Genomic DNA, 15,547 nt, shown 5'->3' on the forward strand with positions numbered 1-15,547 from the left:
TGGCTTAGACTCGCCCCATGCCCGACAACGCCGGCGAGCGGACCCTCGCCGCGAAGGTGGACCACCTGTTCCGCACCGTCCACCCGCGCACCGGCGGCGAGTACTCGTTCGAGGAGGTCGCGGAGGCCATCCGGGCGAAGGGCGGCCCGACCATCTCGGCGACCTACCTCTGGCAGCTGCGCAAGGGCCTGCGCGACAACCCGACCAAGCGGCACCTCGAGGTGCTGGCGGGCTTCTTCGGCGTTCCGCCCGCGTACTTCTTCGACGACGCCGAGACCGAGCGCATCGACACCGAGCTGGCGCTGCTGACCGCGCTGCGCGACGCGCCGATCCGGCAGATCGCCCTGCGCGTCAACGGGTTGTCCCCCAAGAGCCTGGAGGCGATCACCGAGATGGTCGACCGGGTGCGCGAACTGGAAGGACTGCCCAAGCCCACGCCGGACGCGACCCCGTGAGGGGGTTGCGCGGGCGGCGCCTCCGCAAGCGGTGCGCGGCGGTGCTGCGCGACCTGCCGTTACCCGTGCCGTTCGACGCCCACGCGCTGTGCGAGCAGGTCGCGGCGCGGCGCGAACGGCCGATGCGGTTGATCCCGATGCCGGGGCTGACCGGGGTGTGCGGGCTGTGGGTGGCCACCGACACCGCGGACCTGGTCTTCTACGAGCAGGAGACGACGCTTCCGCACCGGGAGCACATCATCCTGCACGAGCTGAGCCACGTGCTGTGCGACCACTACCCGGTGTCGACGACCATCGCCGAGCAGGCCCGGCTGCTGCTGCCCGGCCTCGACCCGCGGATGGTGAGCCGGGTGCTGGGCAGGGCGGGCTACTCGAGCGCCGAGGAGCGGGAGGCGGAGACGCTCGCGACGATGATCCGGCAGCGGGAGTCGCCGGGCGGTTCGCTGACCGACCGCCTCCGGGCCGCGCTGGACGACAACGGCCATGGGTGAGCTGCTGCGCCAGTACGGCCCACCGGTGCTGGCCTGGCTGCTGTTCCTGTCCCGGCGCAGGCGCGAGGACGGTCCACGCCGGTCGGTGCGGTGGGTGTTGCTGGGGTTCGCGGTGTCGCTGACCGTGCTCACCCCCGCGGTGTACTCGGCGGGTGCGGCCGTCGGCGCTCCGGACCTGGCGAGGTTGGTCGGGCACGCGGCCATGCTGGTCGTCGTGTGGGCGGGACTGGAGTTCATGGCCCAGATGAACGGGTCGCCGCGGGGTCCCCGGTGGCACGCCTGGTGGATCGCCGGGTGGTTCGCGGTGATGTGCGTGCTGTTCGCGCTCGCGCCGGACCTGCTGCCGCAGTCGCCGTGGATCCTGGAGTACTGCGTGGTGTACCTGGTGGCGCAGGGTCCGGGGCTGGTCCGGATCGCGGGGTTGTGCCTGCGGTACGCCGGGATGGCGGGGGACGCGGCCCTGCGGTGGGGGTTGCGGATGATCGCGGCCGGGGCGGTGGGCTCGGGGCTGTACCTGGTGCACAAGGTGCTCCGGACGGCGATCTCGCGGATCGACTTCGCCTACCCGCTCAGCCACGCGGCGGTGACGGGCAAGGTGCTGCCCACCGCCTCGACCGTGCTGGTGCTGCTGGGCGCCGCGATCCCCGCGGCGGTCGGCTGGCTGCGCCGCTACCGGCTCTTCCGACAGCTCGGTCCACTGTGGACCGCCCTGTACCGCGCCGATCCCGGTATCGCCCTCGATCCTCCCACCCTGCCGGACGTCCTGGTGCTGGGCCGGTTGCGGCCGCGGCTGTACCGGCGGGTGATCGAGATCCGCGACGGGTTGTTGGCGTTGCAGCCCCATCGGAAGCCCGGCGTCGCCGCCGACGCCCGTGAGCAGGCGGAGGTGGCGGGGTTCGAGGGGGAACAGCTGGAGGCCGTCGTCGAGGCGGTCGCAGTGGCCTCCGCGCTGCGTTCCCGCGCCGAGGGCGACGCGCCCGGCACACCGGAGGCGCCGGTGGCCGGCGGCGGGAACCTCGACAGCGACACCGCGTTCCTGAGCCGGGTGTCGCTCGCCTACCGCCGGTACGAGGCCGCGCCCCGGTGTGCGGGGGTCAGGGCCGGTAGGTCGCGATGACCACGCCGGTGGTGCTCGTGGTGCTGTCGACCAGCCGCAGCCCGCCGGACGGCCCGCCGTCGGGGAACAGCCGCTTCCCGGTGCCCAGCAGGATCGGGTGGATCAGGAGGAGGTACTCGTCCACCAGGCCCGCGGCCGCCAGCGTGCGCACGAGTTCCAGGCTGCCGAGCACGACGACGTCGCCGTCGAGCTCTTTCTTCAGCACCGCCGCGCTGTCCGCGGCCTCCCCCGCCAGCAGCACGGAGTTCCGCCACGGCAGCGGCTCCTCCAGCGTGCGCGACGCGACGTGCTTGGTGGCGTTGTCGAGCACGGGGGTGAACGGGTTGCCGTCGGTCTGCTTCGGCCAGTACCCGAAGAAGTCCTCGTAGGTGCGCCGCCCGAACAGCATCGCGGTGGTCCGGGCCATGCCCTCGCCCATCTTCGCCATCGCCGTGCCGTCCGCGTAGGGCCCGGCCCACCCGCCGTGCCCGAACCCGCCCCTGGTGTCCTCGTCCGGACGTCCGGGCGCCTGGGCCACGCCGTCCAGGGACACGCTCTCGACTACCACGATCCGCGCCATCGTCCTGCTCCTCGTGCTCCGTCGTTCCTGCCTGTCACCTCCTGTACGAACGGGCGAGCGCCGGATCGACACCGCGGCCGGAACCACTTCCGACCGGGACAGCCGGACGGGGAGGCCGGTGTCCCGGCCTCCCCGTCGGTCATGCGTCAGCTGATCAGCTCAGCGTGATGGCGCCGTCGTCGATGACGAAGGACGTCTGCAGCGAGCTGTCCTCGACACCGCTGAACTTCAGCGCGAGGGTCGAGCCCGCGAACGAGGACACGTCGATCGTCTTGAGGACGTAGCCGGTGGCCTTGTTGAGGTTGGAGTAGCTGCCGAGGGTGGTGGTGCCGCCGGTGACGGTGAGCTTGTCGTAGGCGGTCGTGGCGGTGGTCTCGGCGGAGTCGATGTGCAGGTAGAACGTCAGGCTGGCGTGGCAGCCCGCCGGGATCGCGACCGACTGGGACAGGGTGTCGGTGCGGGCGGTGCCGTAGCCGTTCATCCACGCGTTCCAGGTGCCGCCGTGGGTGGCCTGGCCGCTGGAGCCGTGCTGGCCGATGACGCCGCTGGAGGCGGTCCAGGTGGTGGCGCCGGACTCGAAGCCGGGGTTGACCAGCTTCTGGCCCGAGCAGCCGCCGGTGGTGCCGACCGTCCAGCTGAACGACGCCGTGCCGCTGTGGGCGGCGGAGTCGTTCGCGGTCACCGTGACGCTGGAGGTGCCCGCGGTGGTCGGGGTGCCGGAGATGGTGCCGGTGGAGGCGTTGATCGACAGGCCGGCGGGCAGGCCGGTCGCGGACCAGGTGTACGGCGCGGTGCCGCCACTGGCCGAGAGGGGCAGGCTGACGGCGGTGCCGGTGGCGGTGGACTGGTTGCCGGGGCTGGTCACCGTGACGGTGCCGGTCGCGGAGCAGGTCGGGTCGGCGGACTGGGCGGGAACGCTGACGGCGTCCCAGGCGGCCTTGACCTTGTTGAACTCGGTGCAGCTACCGGGGAAGAGGTTCTTCGCCGCGGTCAGCGTCCAGGTGCGGTACTTCAGGTACGAGCTGCCGGTGGTCTTGATCAGCATCGCGTTGTAGAAGATCTTCATCGCGGTCTGGACGCCGACACCGGTCACCGTGGAGCTGTTGCAGGTGGAGCTGGTCGGCTGCCCGTTGGTCGGGCTGGAGCCGTTGGCCAGCAGGTAGTACCAGTGGTTGCCGGGACCGGCGGCCGCGTGGACCTCGGAGCCGGGGACCGAGCTGGAGTAGCAGTTGGCGTGCCCGAGCGCGGAGGGGTTGTACATGTTGCGGATCGGGCCGCTGCCGACGAGGTTGATCGTCTCGCCGACCAGGAAGTCCGGCACGTCGTACGGGGAGGACTCGTTCGCGAAGGACTCGGTCGAGGCGCCGAAGACGTCCGCGACGAACTCCTGCGTGCCGCTGCCCGAGATGCCGCCGGGGGTGTGGTCGTCGATGCCGTGGCCGAGTTCGTGCGCCACGACGTCGAGGGAGCCGATCCACTGGCCCGCCGTGTTCTTGCCGATCTGGACCTGGCTGCCGTCGTAGTAGGCGTTCTGGTCGTTCAGGCCGACGCGCATGGGCCAGCCGCCGCCCGAGCCGTCGAAGCCGTTGCGGCCCAACCACTGGGTGAGCATCTTGCTCTCGGTCTGCGCGGCGAACAGGACGTCGACGCAGCCGGTCTCGCGGTTGGTCGCGGTGCCGTTGCCCCACGCGTCGTCGGTGCCGCTGAACGTCGTGTTGTTAGCGGCGTCCTGGCAGCTGACGTTGGTGAGGGTCGGGTCCTTCAGGGAGTACGTGGTGCCGACGTGCGTGGTGTTCAGCGTGACCGGACCGTTCCAGCCGCTGTTGCCGGTGCCGCGCATGACGTGCTCCTGCGTGTGGAGCACCTTGCCGGTGGCGGCGTCCACGACGACGTCGAGCTTGCTGGGGCCCTCGGCGTTGCGGCCGACGACCGTGCTCTGCCACGCGAGGGCGGGCGTGCCCAGGGCGTAGGTGACGAGCTGGGCGGCGCCGACGCTGTCCACAGTGGGCAGCTGGGCCTTCGCCGTGGCCTCCGCGTCCGCCTTGGCCACCTTGGGGGTGGTGCTGGCGAGGTTGATCGTGGTGTCCTGCGCGACCGAGGTGTCGAGCACCTGACCGGTCGAGTTCGTGACGACGACGAAGTCGCCGCCGACGACCGGCAGCCCCTTGTAGGTGCGGTCGTACGGGATGTACTTGAGCCCGTTCGTCGAGGAGATCACCTCGTGCTGGACGAAGGTGTCCGCCGTGCTGGCGTGCAGCGCGGCCGGGCGGTCCGCGACCAGGCTCGACGCGGCCTGGACGGCCATGACGTCGGCCGTCTGGACCCCGTTGGCGGACGGCTGCGCCTGGGCGGCGGTGGTGGCGGTGAACAGGGCGGCGACCATCGCACTGGTCGCGACCACGACAAGTGGGCGTCTCAGTTCCATCGGTGAAACTCCTCCGGGCAGGGCGAACACGACCCCAAGTTGCCAGGGAGGGTCGTGTTCGGGTTAGAGGTGAAAGTGTTGCCACGAGCGGAAACCAGGATCCGTCCGTACCTACCCGTGAATCAACAGACGTCCGTCCTGACTTATTAACAGGTGTTTGTGCGTCTAGTTTTCCGACATGAAAAGGGCATGCGGAAGCGGGCCGCCGGATGAACGGCGGCCTGGCCCGGTCGTGCCTGGTCCAGCGGTTGTCCCCCGTGGTTCCGGAGAACCCCTGAAAATCCTCCCGGACGCAGGGGAACCCATCTGGGGGTTCGTCGGGTCAACACCGGCCCGACGAGCGTGTACCTGTTCTTCCTCTTTGGATATACGCCAAGAGGTGCAACGCGAACCCGAGGTGCGATCAACCATCCCGGCAACGGGCACAAAGGGTCGAAAAAGGACAAGATGCCATCCACCGGGTGTATGGGAAAACTGGATGGCCCACTGTTCCGCGATGACCCACGGACTCGGAGAACGATCTTGGAACGGCACCGGAACGGGGTGTCGTAACAGGGTCTGATTACCGGGACAGCGGTCCACCGTGAACCCCTGGTGACAAATTCTACCGTGTGGTAGAAAAGTGTGGGAGCGCTCCCACAGCTCTTCCACACCGACATCAGGGAGTTCGGGATGAGCACACTCTCCGTGCAGCTGTACTCCGTCCGCGACGCCTTCGCCGCGGACCCGACGGACACCTTGCGGCGGATCGCCGCGCTCGGTTTCACCCGCGTCGAGCCCTACGGCGTGACGCAGAACGCCGACGTGCTGCGCAAGGGCCTTCCCGAACACGGCCTGACCGCGCCCACCGCCCACGCTCAGCTCATCGGCGTCGACCAGGACCCGGTGTTCGCCGTGGCCGCCGAGTGCGGCATCGGCGTCGTCATCGACCCCTACGTCGACGCCGAGAAGTGGAGCGCCCCCGCGGACATCTCCGCGACGGCCGCCGCGCTCAACGAGGCCGCGGCCGTCGCGGCCAAGCACGGGGTGCGGATCGGCTACCACAACCACTGGTGGGAACTGGAGTCCCGGATCGACGGGCGCAGCGCGCTCGAGGTGTTCGTCGACCAGCTCGACCCGGCCGTCGTGCTCGAGGTGGACACCTACTGGGCCACCGCGGGCGGCGAGGACGCGCCCGCGCTGCTGCGCCGCCTCGGCGCCAAGGTGCACGCGATCCACGTGAAGGACGGCGACCTGGCCACCGACGGCACCGGCCAGGTGCCGGCGGGCCGGGGCAGGGTGCCCGTGGCCGAGGTGCTCGCGGCGGCGCCGCAGGCGTTGCGCGTGATCGAGTTCGACGCCTACGACGGCGACGTGTTCGAGGGCATCGCCGCCAGCCGCGCCTACTTCTCCGAAGCCGACCGGTGAGCACGCCGTCGGGCCCCGTGGGCGTCGGCGTCATCGGCGCGGGGGTCATCAGCGACACCTACCTGGAGAACCTCACCGGCTTCCCCGACGTCCGGGTGCTGGCGTTGGCCGACCTCGACACGGCGCGGGCCGCCGCGCAGGCCGCCAAGCACGGCGTCGCCAAGTCCGGTGGGGTGGCCGAACTGCTGGCCGACCCGGCGGTCGAGATCGTCGTCAACCTGACGATCCCGGCCGCGCACGTGGGGGTCGGTCTCACCGCGCTGGACGCGGGCAAGCACGTGTGGACCGAGAAACCGCTGGCGCTGGACCGGGAGTCCGCGCGCGAGCTGCTCGACCGCGCGAACGACCGGGGGCTGCGGGTGGCCAGCGCCCCGGACACCGTGCTCGGCGCGGGTCTGCAGACCGCGCGGCGGGCGATCGAGGCGGGGCGGATCGGCGAGCCGCGCACCGCGTTGGCGGTCTTCCAGACGCCGGGGCCGGAGAGCTGGCACCCGGCGCCGGAGTTCCTGTTCCAGGCCGGTGGCGGGCCGCTGCTGGACATGGGGCCGTACTACGTGACCACGCTGGTGCAGCTGTTCGGTCCGATCCGGCGGGTCACCGCCACCTCCGGCCGGGCGCGGGACACCAGGGTGATCGGCAAGGGGCCGCGCGCGGGCACGGAGTTCGCGGTGACGGTGCCGACGACGGTCATGGCGCTGGTCGAGTTCGCGGGCGGGGGTTCGGCGCAGCTGGTGCTGAGCTTCGACTCGGCGGTGGTCCGCACGGGGCTCGTCGAGATCGGGGGCACGCTCGGCACGGCCGTGCTGCCGGACCCGAACACCTTCGACGGGTCGACCGCACTGCACCTGGGCGGTCGGGGCGAACCGGAAGCACTGGAGGCGCAAGGACATTCGGCGTCGCGCGGCACCGGCGTCCTGGAACTGGCCCGCGCGATCCGGGCGGGGGCGGTGGAACGGGCGTCCGGCGAGCTGGCCTACCACGTGCTCGACGCGATGTTGTCGATCGACGAGTCGGCCTCCCTCGGGCGCTCGGTGGACGTGGCGAGCACGGTGGACGTGCCGCCCGCGCTGCCGGAGGACTGGGACCCGCGCGCGAGCACGCTCTGAAGAGGAGGAACGGGGACTCACCTGGTGGGCCCCGTTCCCCTTCGGCCCACGCCATCGGCGGGTGCCACGCGGATCCCTTGCGCGCCAACGCCTTCCCGCCTCGTGCCGACCGGCGAGCGCGTCGGGGGAACCGCGGGAACGGGTCCCGAACAATTTCGGGGTGATCGGCGAAAGTCTGCCGCGTGCCGCTACCGTCCTCGAAGGCCGTCCGGTCTAGGGTGGTTGCGACAAGGGGGGCCCGAGTGCGTGAACTGGCCGGGCGAATGCGATCGGTGGATCCGGACACGGGGGCGGCGCCGCAGGTGGTCGCCCACTTCGACGCGCTCGTCGAGGCCCGTGCCGGGCTGGAGGTGACGGTGAGGGCGGCCGCCGTGCTCGCGGGCTGCCCCGCCGGACTGCTCGACCGCGGACGCCGACTGAGGATGCGGGTGCTGCCGGACGGGCGGCGGGCGGACGGTGAGCCCACCGGGGTCGTGGTGCCGCTGCCCGCCCACCACGACGGTGCCGTGGTGTGGCTGGAAAGGCCGTCCGACGTGGACCGGGCGAGATCCGAACTGGACGGGGTATTGGTGGAGCGGTTCGCCGCCGCGATCGCGGTCGCGCTGGACCGCACCCGCGCGGGTTCGCCAGCGGTGGACCCTGCGGCCGTGGAACTGCTGCTGGACCAGACCGCGGACGAGAACACGCGCGCCACCGCGGCCCGCCGCCTCGGGCTCGCCGAGGACGCCAGGTTCGCGGTGACCGTCGGCATCGGCGCCGCCGCAGGCCCGCGCTCCCTCACCGCGCGGATCGGGGACTTCGACGTCGTGGTCGAACCCGCCTACCAGGCCCGTGAACCGTTCGGGAAGTGCTCGGCCACCGGCCCCGCGGTCGGACCGCTGGACCTCCCGCGGTCCTACCAGCAGGCCAGGACCGCGCTGCGGTTCACCGCCGAGGACGAGCCGGGGCCGACCCACCTGGACGTCGACGCGCTGGGCGGCGTCCTCGCGCTCGCCGAGGGGTGCGACTCCCCCGCCGCGGTCGCCGAGACGGCACTGCTGGACCGGGTCGTCCCGACCTACCCGTGGGCCCTGGCCACCCTCACCGCCGTGGTGACCGAACCCAGCCTGCGGAGCGCGGCGGTCGCGCTGCACGTGCACCACTCGACGTTGCAGAACCGGGCGGAACTGCTCGGCCAGGCGCTGGGCTACCCGGTCGCCGGGCCGGACGGGCGGATGCGGCTGGCGGTCGCGCTGGCGTTGCGCAGACTCCGCCGCAACCGCTGGTAGGTCCGCCGGGGGCGGAGCCGCAGATGCCGATCCGCCCGATGCCCGATGCCCACGCCCAGTCGTGGCCGGTGATCCGCTCCACGGGCAGCCCGGCCACGATGAAGTCGGTGGTGGAGCACCTCCACGACGTGCCGGACGCGAAGTCGAGCGGATGGGCGGAGGACATCGCGACCGGCCATCGTGCGCGGCGGGTCAACCGGACGCGGGCCGCAGAGCGCCCATGAGCAGGCCGAGGGCGAACTCGAAGCGGTCGGGTCCGGTACCCGAGACCAGTTCGGCGGCGTGGCGTCGGGTGTTCGGGAACTGCTCGGCGGGCAGTGCGGTGAAGCGGTCCAGCAACTCCTCGTGGCCGAGCACCCATTCCTGGCCCTGGTGCCGCCGCCGGACCAGCGACTGCTCCAGCGCGTAGGCGCTGACGTAGAGGGACAGCGCGTCGCGGGCCCACCCGGCAGTCCTCGGTTCGACGCCGCCGGCGAGCAGGATCGCCAGGATCCCCTCGCCGACCCGCAGCGTTTCCAGGTTGGTCGGCACCATGGCCAGTGCGGCGCGCGAGACGCCGGGGTACTCCAGGTACAGGTCGCGGATCTGCGTGTACACCCCGACCAGTTGTCCGCGCCAGGTGGCCGGGTCCGGTTCCGGGAGCACGACCCCGGCGTAGAGCCTGCCGATCAGCAGGTCGTCGATGTCGTCCTTGTTGACGATGTGCGCGTACAGCGACGACGGGCCGGTGCCGAGCACGGCGGCGACCCGGCGGATGGTCAGCGCGTCGTACCCCTCGGCGGCGACGACCTCCAGTGCGGCGTCGGTGATCCGTTCGACGGTGATCGGCTTCTTGCGCGGCGCGGGCGCGGCGACCTCAGCCGCGGGTCGGGCGTGGCGGGCTGCGCGGTGCCGGCGGGGCTCGGTGGACATGAAGGCCACTCTAACTTGACACGAACTAAGTTCGTCGTCTAGAACTCAGTTCGCTTGGACGAACTAAGTTCGTGTGGATGTCGTGGAGGTGTGCGGTGCGGGTTTCCGTTGTCGGAGCCGGTCTGGGAGGGCTGGCCCTCGCGCAGGGTCTGCGTGGTGCGGGGATCGGGGTCGACGTGTTCGAGCGCGATCCGGGGATCGTCGCGCGGTTCCAGGGCTACCGGCTCGTGCTGGACCCGACCGGGTTCCAGGCGGTGCGCGACTGCCTGCCGACGCGCTGGCACCCCCTGCTGGATGAGATCGTCATGGACGCCTCCACCGAGCAGTTGGTCCTGGACCCGCGGCTGAAGGAGATCGGCAGGCTCGGCGCGGGCCGGACCGGCGTCGTGGTCGACCGGCAGGTGCTGCGACACCTGTTGCTGACCGGCCTCACCGTGCACACCGACGCCGCGCTGACCGGGTACGACGTGCTGGCCGACGGTCGTGTCCGAGCTCGGTTCGCCCACCGCGACCCGGCCACCGCCGACCTGCTCGTCGGCGCGGACGGCGTCACCTCCGCGGTCCGCGGGGTGCTGTCGCCGCGGACCACCCCGACCGACACCGGCGTCCGGTTCGTCATCGGCCGCACCCCGCTGACCGACGAGTTCGCGAGCCTGTCCAGGGCCTACGGCTCGAAGATCACCGGCGACGGCGTCAGCCTGCTGCTCGGCGCGATGCGCTTCCGCACCCCGCCGAAGCAGGCCGCCGAGCGCCTGGCCCCCGAGGTCGCGCTGCCCGACATCGGCGACTACGTGCGCTGGGCCATGATCCTGCCGCCGAACGGTTCGCTGGAGGACCTGACCGCGCGGGACGCCGTGCTGTCCAGGATGGGAGGGTGGCACCCCGACCTGCGCGCGCTGGTCGAGCAGGCCGACCCGGACAACGGCGCGCTGCTGTCCATCCGGGTGGTCGAGCCCGGTGAGCGCTGGGCGTCCGGCCCGGTCACGCTGCTCGGCGACGCGATCCACGCCACCTCGCCGACCGGCGGCAACGGCGCGAACACCGCGTTGCGCGACGCCGACCTGCTGCGCCGCCGTCTGATCGAGGCCGACCAGGGCCGCCGGGACCTGCTCGGCGCGGTCGACGACTACGAGCGGCGGATGTTCGAGTACGGCTCCGAGGCCGTGCGCGGCAGTCTCGCGAAACTGCCCGCCTTCGTCCCCGGAGCCGCACCGTCCTGAGGCTGCGACCTTCCGGACGTCAGCAGTACACGGAACCGAACAGCCCGATCAGGTCCTCACCCGGCAGGCCCTCGCCCAGCGGGTTGTACGACAGCGCGGCGCGGCGGCCGTCGTCGGCGCGGGTGGCGTAGGTGAGGTAGCCGATGAGCTCGCCGCCGTGACCCCACACCGAGCGCCCGCACGGCAGGTCGAAGCGCTGCAGACCCAGGCCGTAGGCGAAGATCGTGCCGGTCGGCACGGTCTGCCGCATGGCCGCGAGGGAGGCCGGGCTGGTCAGCCCGCCGCCGAGCAGGGCGTCGAAGAACCGGTTGAGGTCATCCGCGGTGGAGATCATCTCGCCTGCCGCCCAGTCCAGCGACGGGTTCATCAGGGTCGCGTCGACCCGTTGCCCGTCGACCTCGGTGTAGCCGTGGGCGTGCGGTAGCGGCAGTCCGGCCCACCGACCCGGCACGATGGTGTGCGCCAGCCCCAACGGCCGCAGCACCCGCGCCCGCACCTCCTCGCCGTAGGCCCGTCCGGTGACCCGTTCGACCAGCATCCCGGCCACGACGTAGTTGGTGTTCGAGTAGTGCCAGCCGCCTCCGGGCTCGAAGTACGGCTCCCGCGACGCCGCCACCGCCAGCAGTTCGGCGGGCCGGTACTCGCGGAACCTGGCCGCACCCCGCCACCGGTTGGTCGACAGGCCTTCCTCGTGCGCGTAGTCGTACAGCCCGCTGGTGTGGTTGAGCACCTGCCGGACCGTCATCCGATCCCCGTTCGGCACGCCGTCCACGTACGCGCCCACGGGGTCGTCCAACCCGACCCGGCCCTCGTCCACGAGCTGGAGGACCACCGTCGCCACGAACGTCTTGGTCACGCTCCCGATGCGGAAGTACCCGCCGACCTCGGCCTCACCGGCGGCGTCCGCGCGCACCCCCGCCGAGTCCTCGACGGTGAGCAGCGCACCGGACACCCACCCCTCCTGCACCCAATCACCCAGCACACTCGACATGGCCAGAACCGTTGCGACGACAGCACTTCTGATGATCACCCGGTCAATGCTGGCGTGCGTCGGACGGCCCCACCATGAGGATCACCGCACGGATACCTGCGGAAAACCCCACCCCCGCCCGACCGGGCTCCGCTCCTGGAAGGACAACGGAGCGGCCGACACCGAGGAGAGCTAGCCCCCGGCGAGCAGGACGGCGTCCAGACCGGTCACCCCGAGCACCCGGACCAGGAACGGGGGCACCGGGTCGAGGGTCACGGTCCTGCCGTGGCGCAGACCGCACTTGTACGCGGCGACGAACGCGCTCAGGCCGCTGGAGTCCGCGAACTCCAGGGCGCGCAGGTCGATCAGCACGTCGGACTCGGCGGCGAGGGCGAGCAGCACTGCCTCCAACCCCGCCGAAGTGGTCACGTCCAGCGCGCCGCCGACCGCCACGACGGCCCTGCCGCCGGTGTGCTCGACGACCCACGACAACCCGGTCACGACGCGCGTTCCCCTTCGGGCACGAGGAGACCTCCGGGCCAGTGGCCGACGACGAGGGCGTGCGCCTCGGGGAAGTCGCGCACCGCGAGAGCCAGTACCGCGCCCAACTCGGCCACCAGCCGGGAGTCCGCGCCGCGGGCGGTGAGCAGCCGGTCGATCCACCAGGCGGTGTCCGGGATCGGCCGCGGGTCGCCGGTGAGCAGCGCCGCCGACACCGCGTGCACGGCCTGGTGCAGTGCCTCGCCGCAGGCGGCGTCGAACGACGGCGCGCCGCCGGACGTCGTGGCCGACCACCGTCCGCGCAGGACCTCCACCAGGCGGTTGTGCCCCAGTTCGACGGCCGCCTGCTCGACGAAGCGGTCGCCGCGCAGCGGAACGGCCTTGGGCACCACGGCGGGCAGGTGGTCCAGCAGCGCGACGGCGCCGTGGGCGTCGGGTGCCCATGCGGTGGCGCCGAGCGCCACGGCCCGCCGGTCGTCGGGGCCGAACGCGGAGCCGCCGACCAGGATCGGGACGCCCGCGGTGGTGCTGGCTTCGACGAAGCGGCGCGTGGTGGGCAGCGCGCCGAGGACCGAGCAGCTCACCGCCGTCGCGTCCGGGCCGACGTCCTGGAGGTACTGGCTCAGCCGGGCGGGCGAGGTGCTGGCACCGAGCAGGACGGTGTCCCACCCGTGCAGCCGCATCGCGGTGCTGATGACCAGCGCGGGCAGCAGGTGCCATTCGCGTTCGGCGCAGGCCACCAGGACGCGTCCCCTGGTCACCGGGACCCGTTCGGCGTGGCGGGCGATCGCCTCGGTGGCCAGCACGGAGACCCCGGTCGCGGCGTGTTCCCTGGCCACCGACCACTCCCCGCGCTGCCAGCGTTCGCCGACCCTCCGCTGACCCGCGGCCACGACGTCGACGAGCACCGCCAGCGGATCCGCGCCGTCCGCGATGAGCCCCAGCACCACCGCGACCGCGGCCTCGCCGTCCACCTCGGACAGCGCGCGGTCGAAGCCGGTCACGTCCCGCACGACACGGCGAGCAGCGCGATGTCGTCGTGGGCACGGCCGTCCAGGTACTCGACGACGTCCTGCTCCACAGCCTCGCACAGCGCCATCGGCCCAGCGCCCGCGTACGACGGCAGCAGGGCCAGGAGCCGTTCCATGCCGTAGAAACCGTCGGATCCCCTGGCCTCGTCCACACCGTCGGTGAACATCAGCATGGTGTCGCCGGACCGCATGGTCACCCGCACGTCGGTGTAGGAGGCGTCGGCGATCACGCCTGCGACGATGCCCGCCACCTCGACCTGGTCCACCGTGCCGTCGGCGCGCACCAGGATCGGCGCGGGGTGTCCGGCCACCGAGACGTCGACCTCGGCCGACAGCCCGTCCGCCGCGGGGCGGAACCGCGCGCACACGACGGTGACGAAGCGGGAGGAGTGGACCTCGCACAGCACGTGGTTGAGCGCGGCGAGCACCACCGAGGGACGCCGGTCGAAGTACGCCGCCGTGCGGATGCTCTGCCGGGCCCGCCCGGTGAGCACCGCGGCCTCGACGCCCTTGCCGCACACGTCGCCCAGCACCAGCAGCCAGTCGTCGCCGGAACCGTGGATGTCGTAGAAGTCGCCCGCGATGTCCATCCGCTCGTCCGCGGGGCGGAACCTGGCCGAGACGCGGGCGCCGGGAACCAGGGGCAGGTCGGGCGGACGCAGGCTGGCCTGGAGGACGGACGCGACCCGGCCCCGCTCCTCGTAGAGGCGGGCGGAGTCCAGGGCGATCGACGCCTGGGCCGCGATCACCCCGGCGAGTTCCACGTCCAGGTCGGGGAACCCGCGGCCTGCTCCGCGGACCATGACCAGCGCGCCGATCGTGGTGCCGCGCGTCGTCAACGCCAGGCTCAGCACGTCGGCCGGGCGGAGTCCCGCCGCCTCGTCCCGCAGTCGCCGATGCGGGATCATGGTGTCGAGGCCGTCGGTGCTGTCCAGTTCCACGGCGACGTGCAGCAGTTCGTCCTGACCGGACCGCAGGACCCGGTCCATGCCCGTGCCCTCGATCACGACCCTCGACAACGCGGTGGTGAACGCCTGGTCGTGGCCGCCGTGCAGGACCACTCCACCCGAGTTGTCGACCAGGGCCAGCACCGCCCAGTCGGCGATCGACGGCGTGATGAGGTCCAGCAGGCGCAGCACGGTGCGCCGCAGGTTGAGCGAACCGGACAGGGTGGCCGTCAGCTCGACGTGGAGCCGCGCCCTGGCGAGCAACTCGCGCTCGGAGCGTGCGTCGGTTGCCGCGCGCACGGCGATGGGGGTCACTTCTCCGTCCACGGTCACGTGGCTCCTCCCCCGGCACAGCAGGGGGCAACCGTACTCGCTGGGACCAGGGGAGAACCGATCCGGAGGAGTGACGTTCAGCGGAGGTCCAACCCCTCGAACCCGCCGGACGAACGCCGCTCGTCGACGTGCGCCCCGGACCGGGCTCATGACACCCTCGGCGGGAAATTGTCGGTGGCCGGGTCTACTTTCTTGCGACACCGGTAGTCCAGGACCAGCAGGGGGAGACATGACCACACTCGAGAACCGGCCGAACAGCGCGCTCGTCGTGATCGACGTGCAGAACGCCGTCGTCGCGGAGGCCCACGAGCGCGACGCGGTCCTGGCGACCATCGGCGGGCTGGTCGAGCGGGCGCGGCAGGAAGGGGTTCCCGTCGTCTGGGTGCAGCACTCGGACGCCGAACTGGTGAGCGGGAGCGACGACTGGCGGATCGTGCCCGAGCTGGTGCCCGCCGAGACCGAGCCGCTGGTGGCGAAGAACTACGGCGACGCCTTCGAGGCCACCGAACTCGAGGCGGTGCTGTCCGGCCTGTCGGTCGGGCGGCTCGTCGTGGCGGGCGCGGAGTCGGACGCGTGCATCCGCTCCACGATCCACGGCGCGTTCACCAGGGGCTACGACGTGACCCTGGTCGGCGACGCGCACACGGCGGGCGACAAGTCGGCGTGGGGCGCGCCGCCGGTGGCGCAGGTCATCGCGCACACGAACCTGTACTGGAGCTTCCAGACCGCTCCTGGGCGGACGGCGGCCACGGTCGCGGCCAAGGAAGTCGACTTCAGCGGCACGTCCTGACGGTGCGCGCGCTCC

16 protein-coding genes are annotated in these 15,547 nt (G+C 72.0%); 9 read left to right on the forward strand and 7 right to left on the reverse strand.

Going from position 1 to position 15,547, the window contains the following annotated elements; genetic code table 11:
• Nucleotides 1-17: 17 nt before the first annotated feature.
• The 3 genes from RM788_RS02930 to RM788_RS02940 are packed head-to-tail and all read left to right on the forward strand — an operon-like array spanning nt 18 to nt 2,063.
• Nucleotides 18-455 carry a helix-turn-helix domain-containing protein gene (locus RM788_RS02930; RefSeq protein ID WP_315929916.1) on the forward strand — a complete coding sequence of 146 codons (438 nt, stop codon included), beginning with the start codon at nt 18-20 and terminating at the stop codon, nt 453-455.
• Nucleotides 452-946, forward strand: a complete 495-nt coding sequence (locus RM788_RS02935; RefSeq protein WP_315929917.1) for a hypothetical protein — start codon at nt 452-454, stop codon at nt 944-946. The genes RM788_RS02930 and RM788_RS02935 overlap by 4 nt, the downstream gene beginning before the upstream one ends.
• Nucleotides 939-2,063 carry an MAB_1171c family putative transporter gene (locus RM788_RS02940; RefSeq protein ID WP_315929918.1) on the forward strand — a complete coding sequence of 375 codons (1,125 nt, stop codon included), beginning with the start codon at nt 939-941 and terminating at the stop codon, nt 2,061-2,063. Before RM788_RS02935 ends, RM788_RS02940 begins: the two co-directional genes overlap by 8 nt.
• Here RM788_RS02940 and RM788_RS02945 read toward each other — a convergent pair.
• The gene (locus RM788_RS02945; RefSeq protein ID WP_315929919.1) at nt 2,041-2,622 is read right to left on the reverse strand and encodes a dihydrofolate reductase family protein; all 582 of its coding nucleotides are present in this window, start codon (nt 2,620-2,622) and stop codon (nt 2,041-2,043) included. The two genes, RM788_RS02940 and RM788_RS02945, sit on opposite strands and share 23 nt — an antisense overlap.
• A gap of 154 nt (nt 2,623-2,776) precedes the next feature.
• Nucleotides 2,777-5,047: a M4 family metallopeptidase gene (locus RM788_RS02950; protein WP_315929920.1), complete on the reverse strand. Its 2,271-nt coding sequence runs from the start codon at nt 5,045-5,047 to the stop codon at nt 2,777-2,779.
• A 672-nt stretch (nt 5,048-5,719) separates the two neighbouring features.
• Between RM788_RS02950 and RM788_RS02955 the strand changes: the two genes are divergently transcribed.
• From RM788_RS02955 to RM788_RS02970, 4 genes are all read left to right on the forward strand, one after another.
• Nucleotides 5,720-6,454 (forward strand): sugar phosphate isomerase/epimerase family protein, encoded by a 735-nt coding sequence (locus RM788_RS02955; RefSeq protein ID WP_315929921.1) that lies wholly within the window; start codon nt 5,720-5,722, stop codon nt 6,452-6,454.
• Entirely contained in the window at nt 6,451-7,560 is a 1,110-nt protein-coding gene (locus RM788_RS02960; RefSeq protein WP_315929922.1) for a Gfo/Idh/MocA family protein, read from the forward strand. The genes RM788_RS02955 and RM788_RS02960 overlap by 4 nt, the downstream gene beginning before the upstream one ends.
• Before the next feature lie 263 nt (nt 7,561-7,823).
• Entirely contained in the window at nt 7,824-8,828 is a 1,005-nt protein-coding gene (locus RM788_RS02965; RefSeq protein ID WP_315934967.1) for a helix-turn-helix domain-containing protein, read from the forward strand.
• 23 nt (nt 8,829-8,851) lie between these two features.
• Nucleotides 8,852-9,052 (forward strand): hypothetical protein, encoded by a 201-nt coding sequence (locus tag RM788_RS02970; protein ID WP_315929923.1) that lies wholly within the window; start codon nt 8,852-8,854, stop codon nt 9,050-9,052.
• Here RM788_RS02970 and RM788_RS02975 read toward each other — a convergent pair.
• Nucleotides 9,021-9,740: a TetR/AcrR family transcriptional regulator gene (locus RM788_RS02975; protein WP_315929924.1), complete on the reverse strand. Its 720-nt coding sequence runs from the start codon at nt 9,738-9,740 to the stop codon at nt 9,021-9,023. The two genes, RM788_RS02970 and RM788_RS02975, sit on opposite strands and share 32 nt — an antisense overlap.
• Before the next feature lie 95 nt (nt 9,741-9,835).
• Between RM788_RS02975 and RM788_RS02980 the strand changes: the two genes are divergently transcribed.
• Nucleotides 9,836-10,960, forward strand: coding sequence for an FAD-dependent oxidoreductase (locus tag RM788_RS02980; RefSeq protein ID WP_315929925.1), 1,125 nt, complete (start codon nt 9,836-9,838; stop codon nt 10,958-10,960).
• Nucleotides 10,961-10,979: 19 nt separating this feature from the next.
• Here RM788_RS02980 and RM788_RS02985 read toward each other — a convergent pair whose 3' ends face one another.
• The 4 genes from RM788_RS02985 to RM788_RS03000 form a co-directional block, all read right to left on the reverse strand.
• Nucleotides 10,980-11,951, reverse strand: coding sequence for a serine hydrolase domain-containing protein (locus tag RM788_RS02985; RefSeq protein WP_315929926.1), 972 nt, complete (start codon nt 11,949-11,951; stop codon nt 10,980-10,982).
• 171 nt (nt 11,952-12,122) lie between these two features.
• Complete coding sequence (locus RM788_RS02990; RefSeq protein ID WP_315929927.1) at nt 12,123-12,431, reverse strand: STAS domain-containing protein; 309 nt, start codon at nt 12,429-12,431, stop codon at nt 12,123-12,125.
• Nucleotides 12,428-13,435, reverse strand: coding sequence for a cobalamin B12-binding domain-containing protein (locus RM788_RS02995; protein WP_315929928.1), 1,008 nt, complete (start codon nt 13,433-13,435; stop codon nt 12,428-12,430). The genes RM788_RS02990 and RM788_RS02995 overlap by 4 nt, the downstream gene beginning before the upstream one ends.
• A complete protein-coding gene (locus RM788_RS03000; protein WP_315929929.1) occupies nt 13,432-14,736 on the reverse strand; it encodes a PP2C family protein-serine/threonine phosphatase in 1,305 nt (434 codons plus the stop codon). Before RM788_RS03000 ends, RM788_RS02995 begins: the two co-directional genes overlap by 4 nt.
• Before the next feature lie 235 nt (nt 14,737-14,971).
• Here RM788_RS03000 and RM788_RS03005 point away from each other — a divergent pair, with 235 nt between their 5' ends.
• Nucleotides 14,972-15,532 (forward strand): isochorismatase family protein, encoded by a 561-nt coding sequence (locus RM788_RS03005; protein ID WP_315929930.1) that lies wholly within the window; start codon nt 14,972-14,974, stop codon nt 15,530-15,532.
• The last annotated feature ends 15 nt before the right edge of the window (nt 15,533-15,547 follow it).

Source organism: Umezawaea sp. Da 62-37 (assembly GCF_032460545.1).
Taxonomy (GTDB): Bacteria; Actinomycetota; Actinomycetes; order Mycobacteriales; family Pseudonocardiaceae; genus Umezawaea.

Excerpts from the sequence above, each read along its gene's own strand:
- RM788_RS02930 (WP_315929916.1), top strand. The coding sequence starts at position 18 with ATGCCCGACAACGCCGGCGAGCGGACCCTCGCCGCGAAGGTGGACCAC.
- RM788_RS02940 (WP_315929918.1), top strand. The coding sequence starts at position 939 with ATGGGTGAGCTGCTGCGCCAGTACGGCCCACCGGTGCTGGCCTGGCTG.
- RM788_RS02945 (WP_315929919.1), bottom strand. The coding sequence starts at position 2,622 with ATGGCGCGGATCGTGGTAGTCGAGAGCGTGTCCCTGGACGGCGTGGCC.
- RM788_RS02950 (WP_315929920.1), bottom strand. The coding sequence starts at position 5,047 with ATGGAACTGAGACGCCCACTTGTCGTGGTCGCGACCAGTGCGATGGTC.
- RM788_RS02955 (WP_315929921.1), top strand. The coding sequence starts at position 5,720 with ATGAGCACACTCTCCGTGCAGCTGTACTCCGTCCGCGACGCCTTCGCC.
- RM788_RS02965 (WP_315934967.1), top strand. The coding sequence starts at position 7,824 with ATGCGATCGGTGGATCCGGACACGGGGGCGGCGCCGCAGGTGGTCGCC.
- RM788_RS02970 (WP_315929923.1), top strand. The coding sequence starts at position 8,852 with ATGCCGATCCGCCCGATGCCCGATGCCCACGCCCAGTCGTGGCCGGTG.
- RM788_RS02975 (WP_315929924.1), bottom strand. The coding sequence starts at position 9,740 with ATGTCCACCGAGCCCCGCCGGCACCGCGCAGCCCGCCACGCCCGACCC.
- RM788_RS02985 (WP_315929926.1), bottom strand. The coding sequence starts at position 11,951 with ATGTCGAGTGTGCTGGGTGATTGGGTGCAGGAGGGGTGGGTGTCCGGT.
- RM788_RS03005 (WP_315929930.1), top strand. The coding sequence starts at position 14,972 with ATGACCACACTCGAGAACCGGCCGAACAGCGCGCTCGTCGTGATCGAC.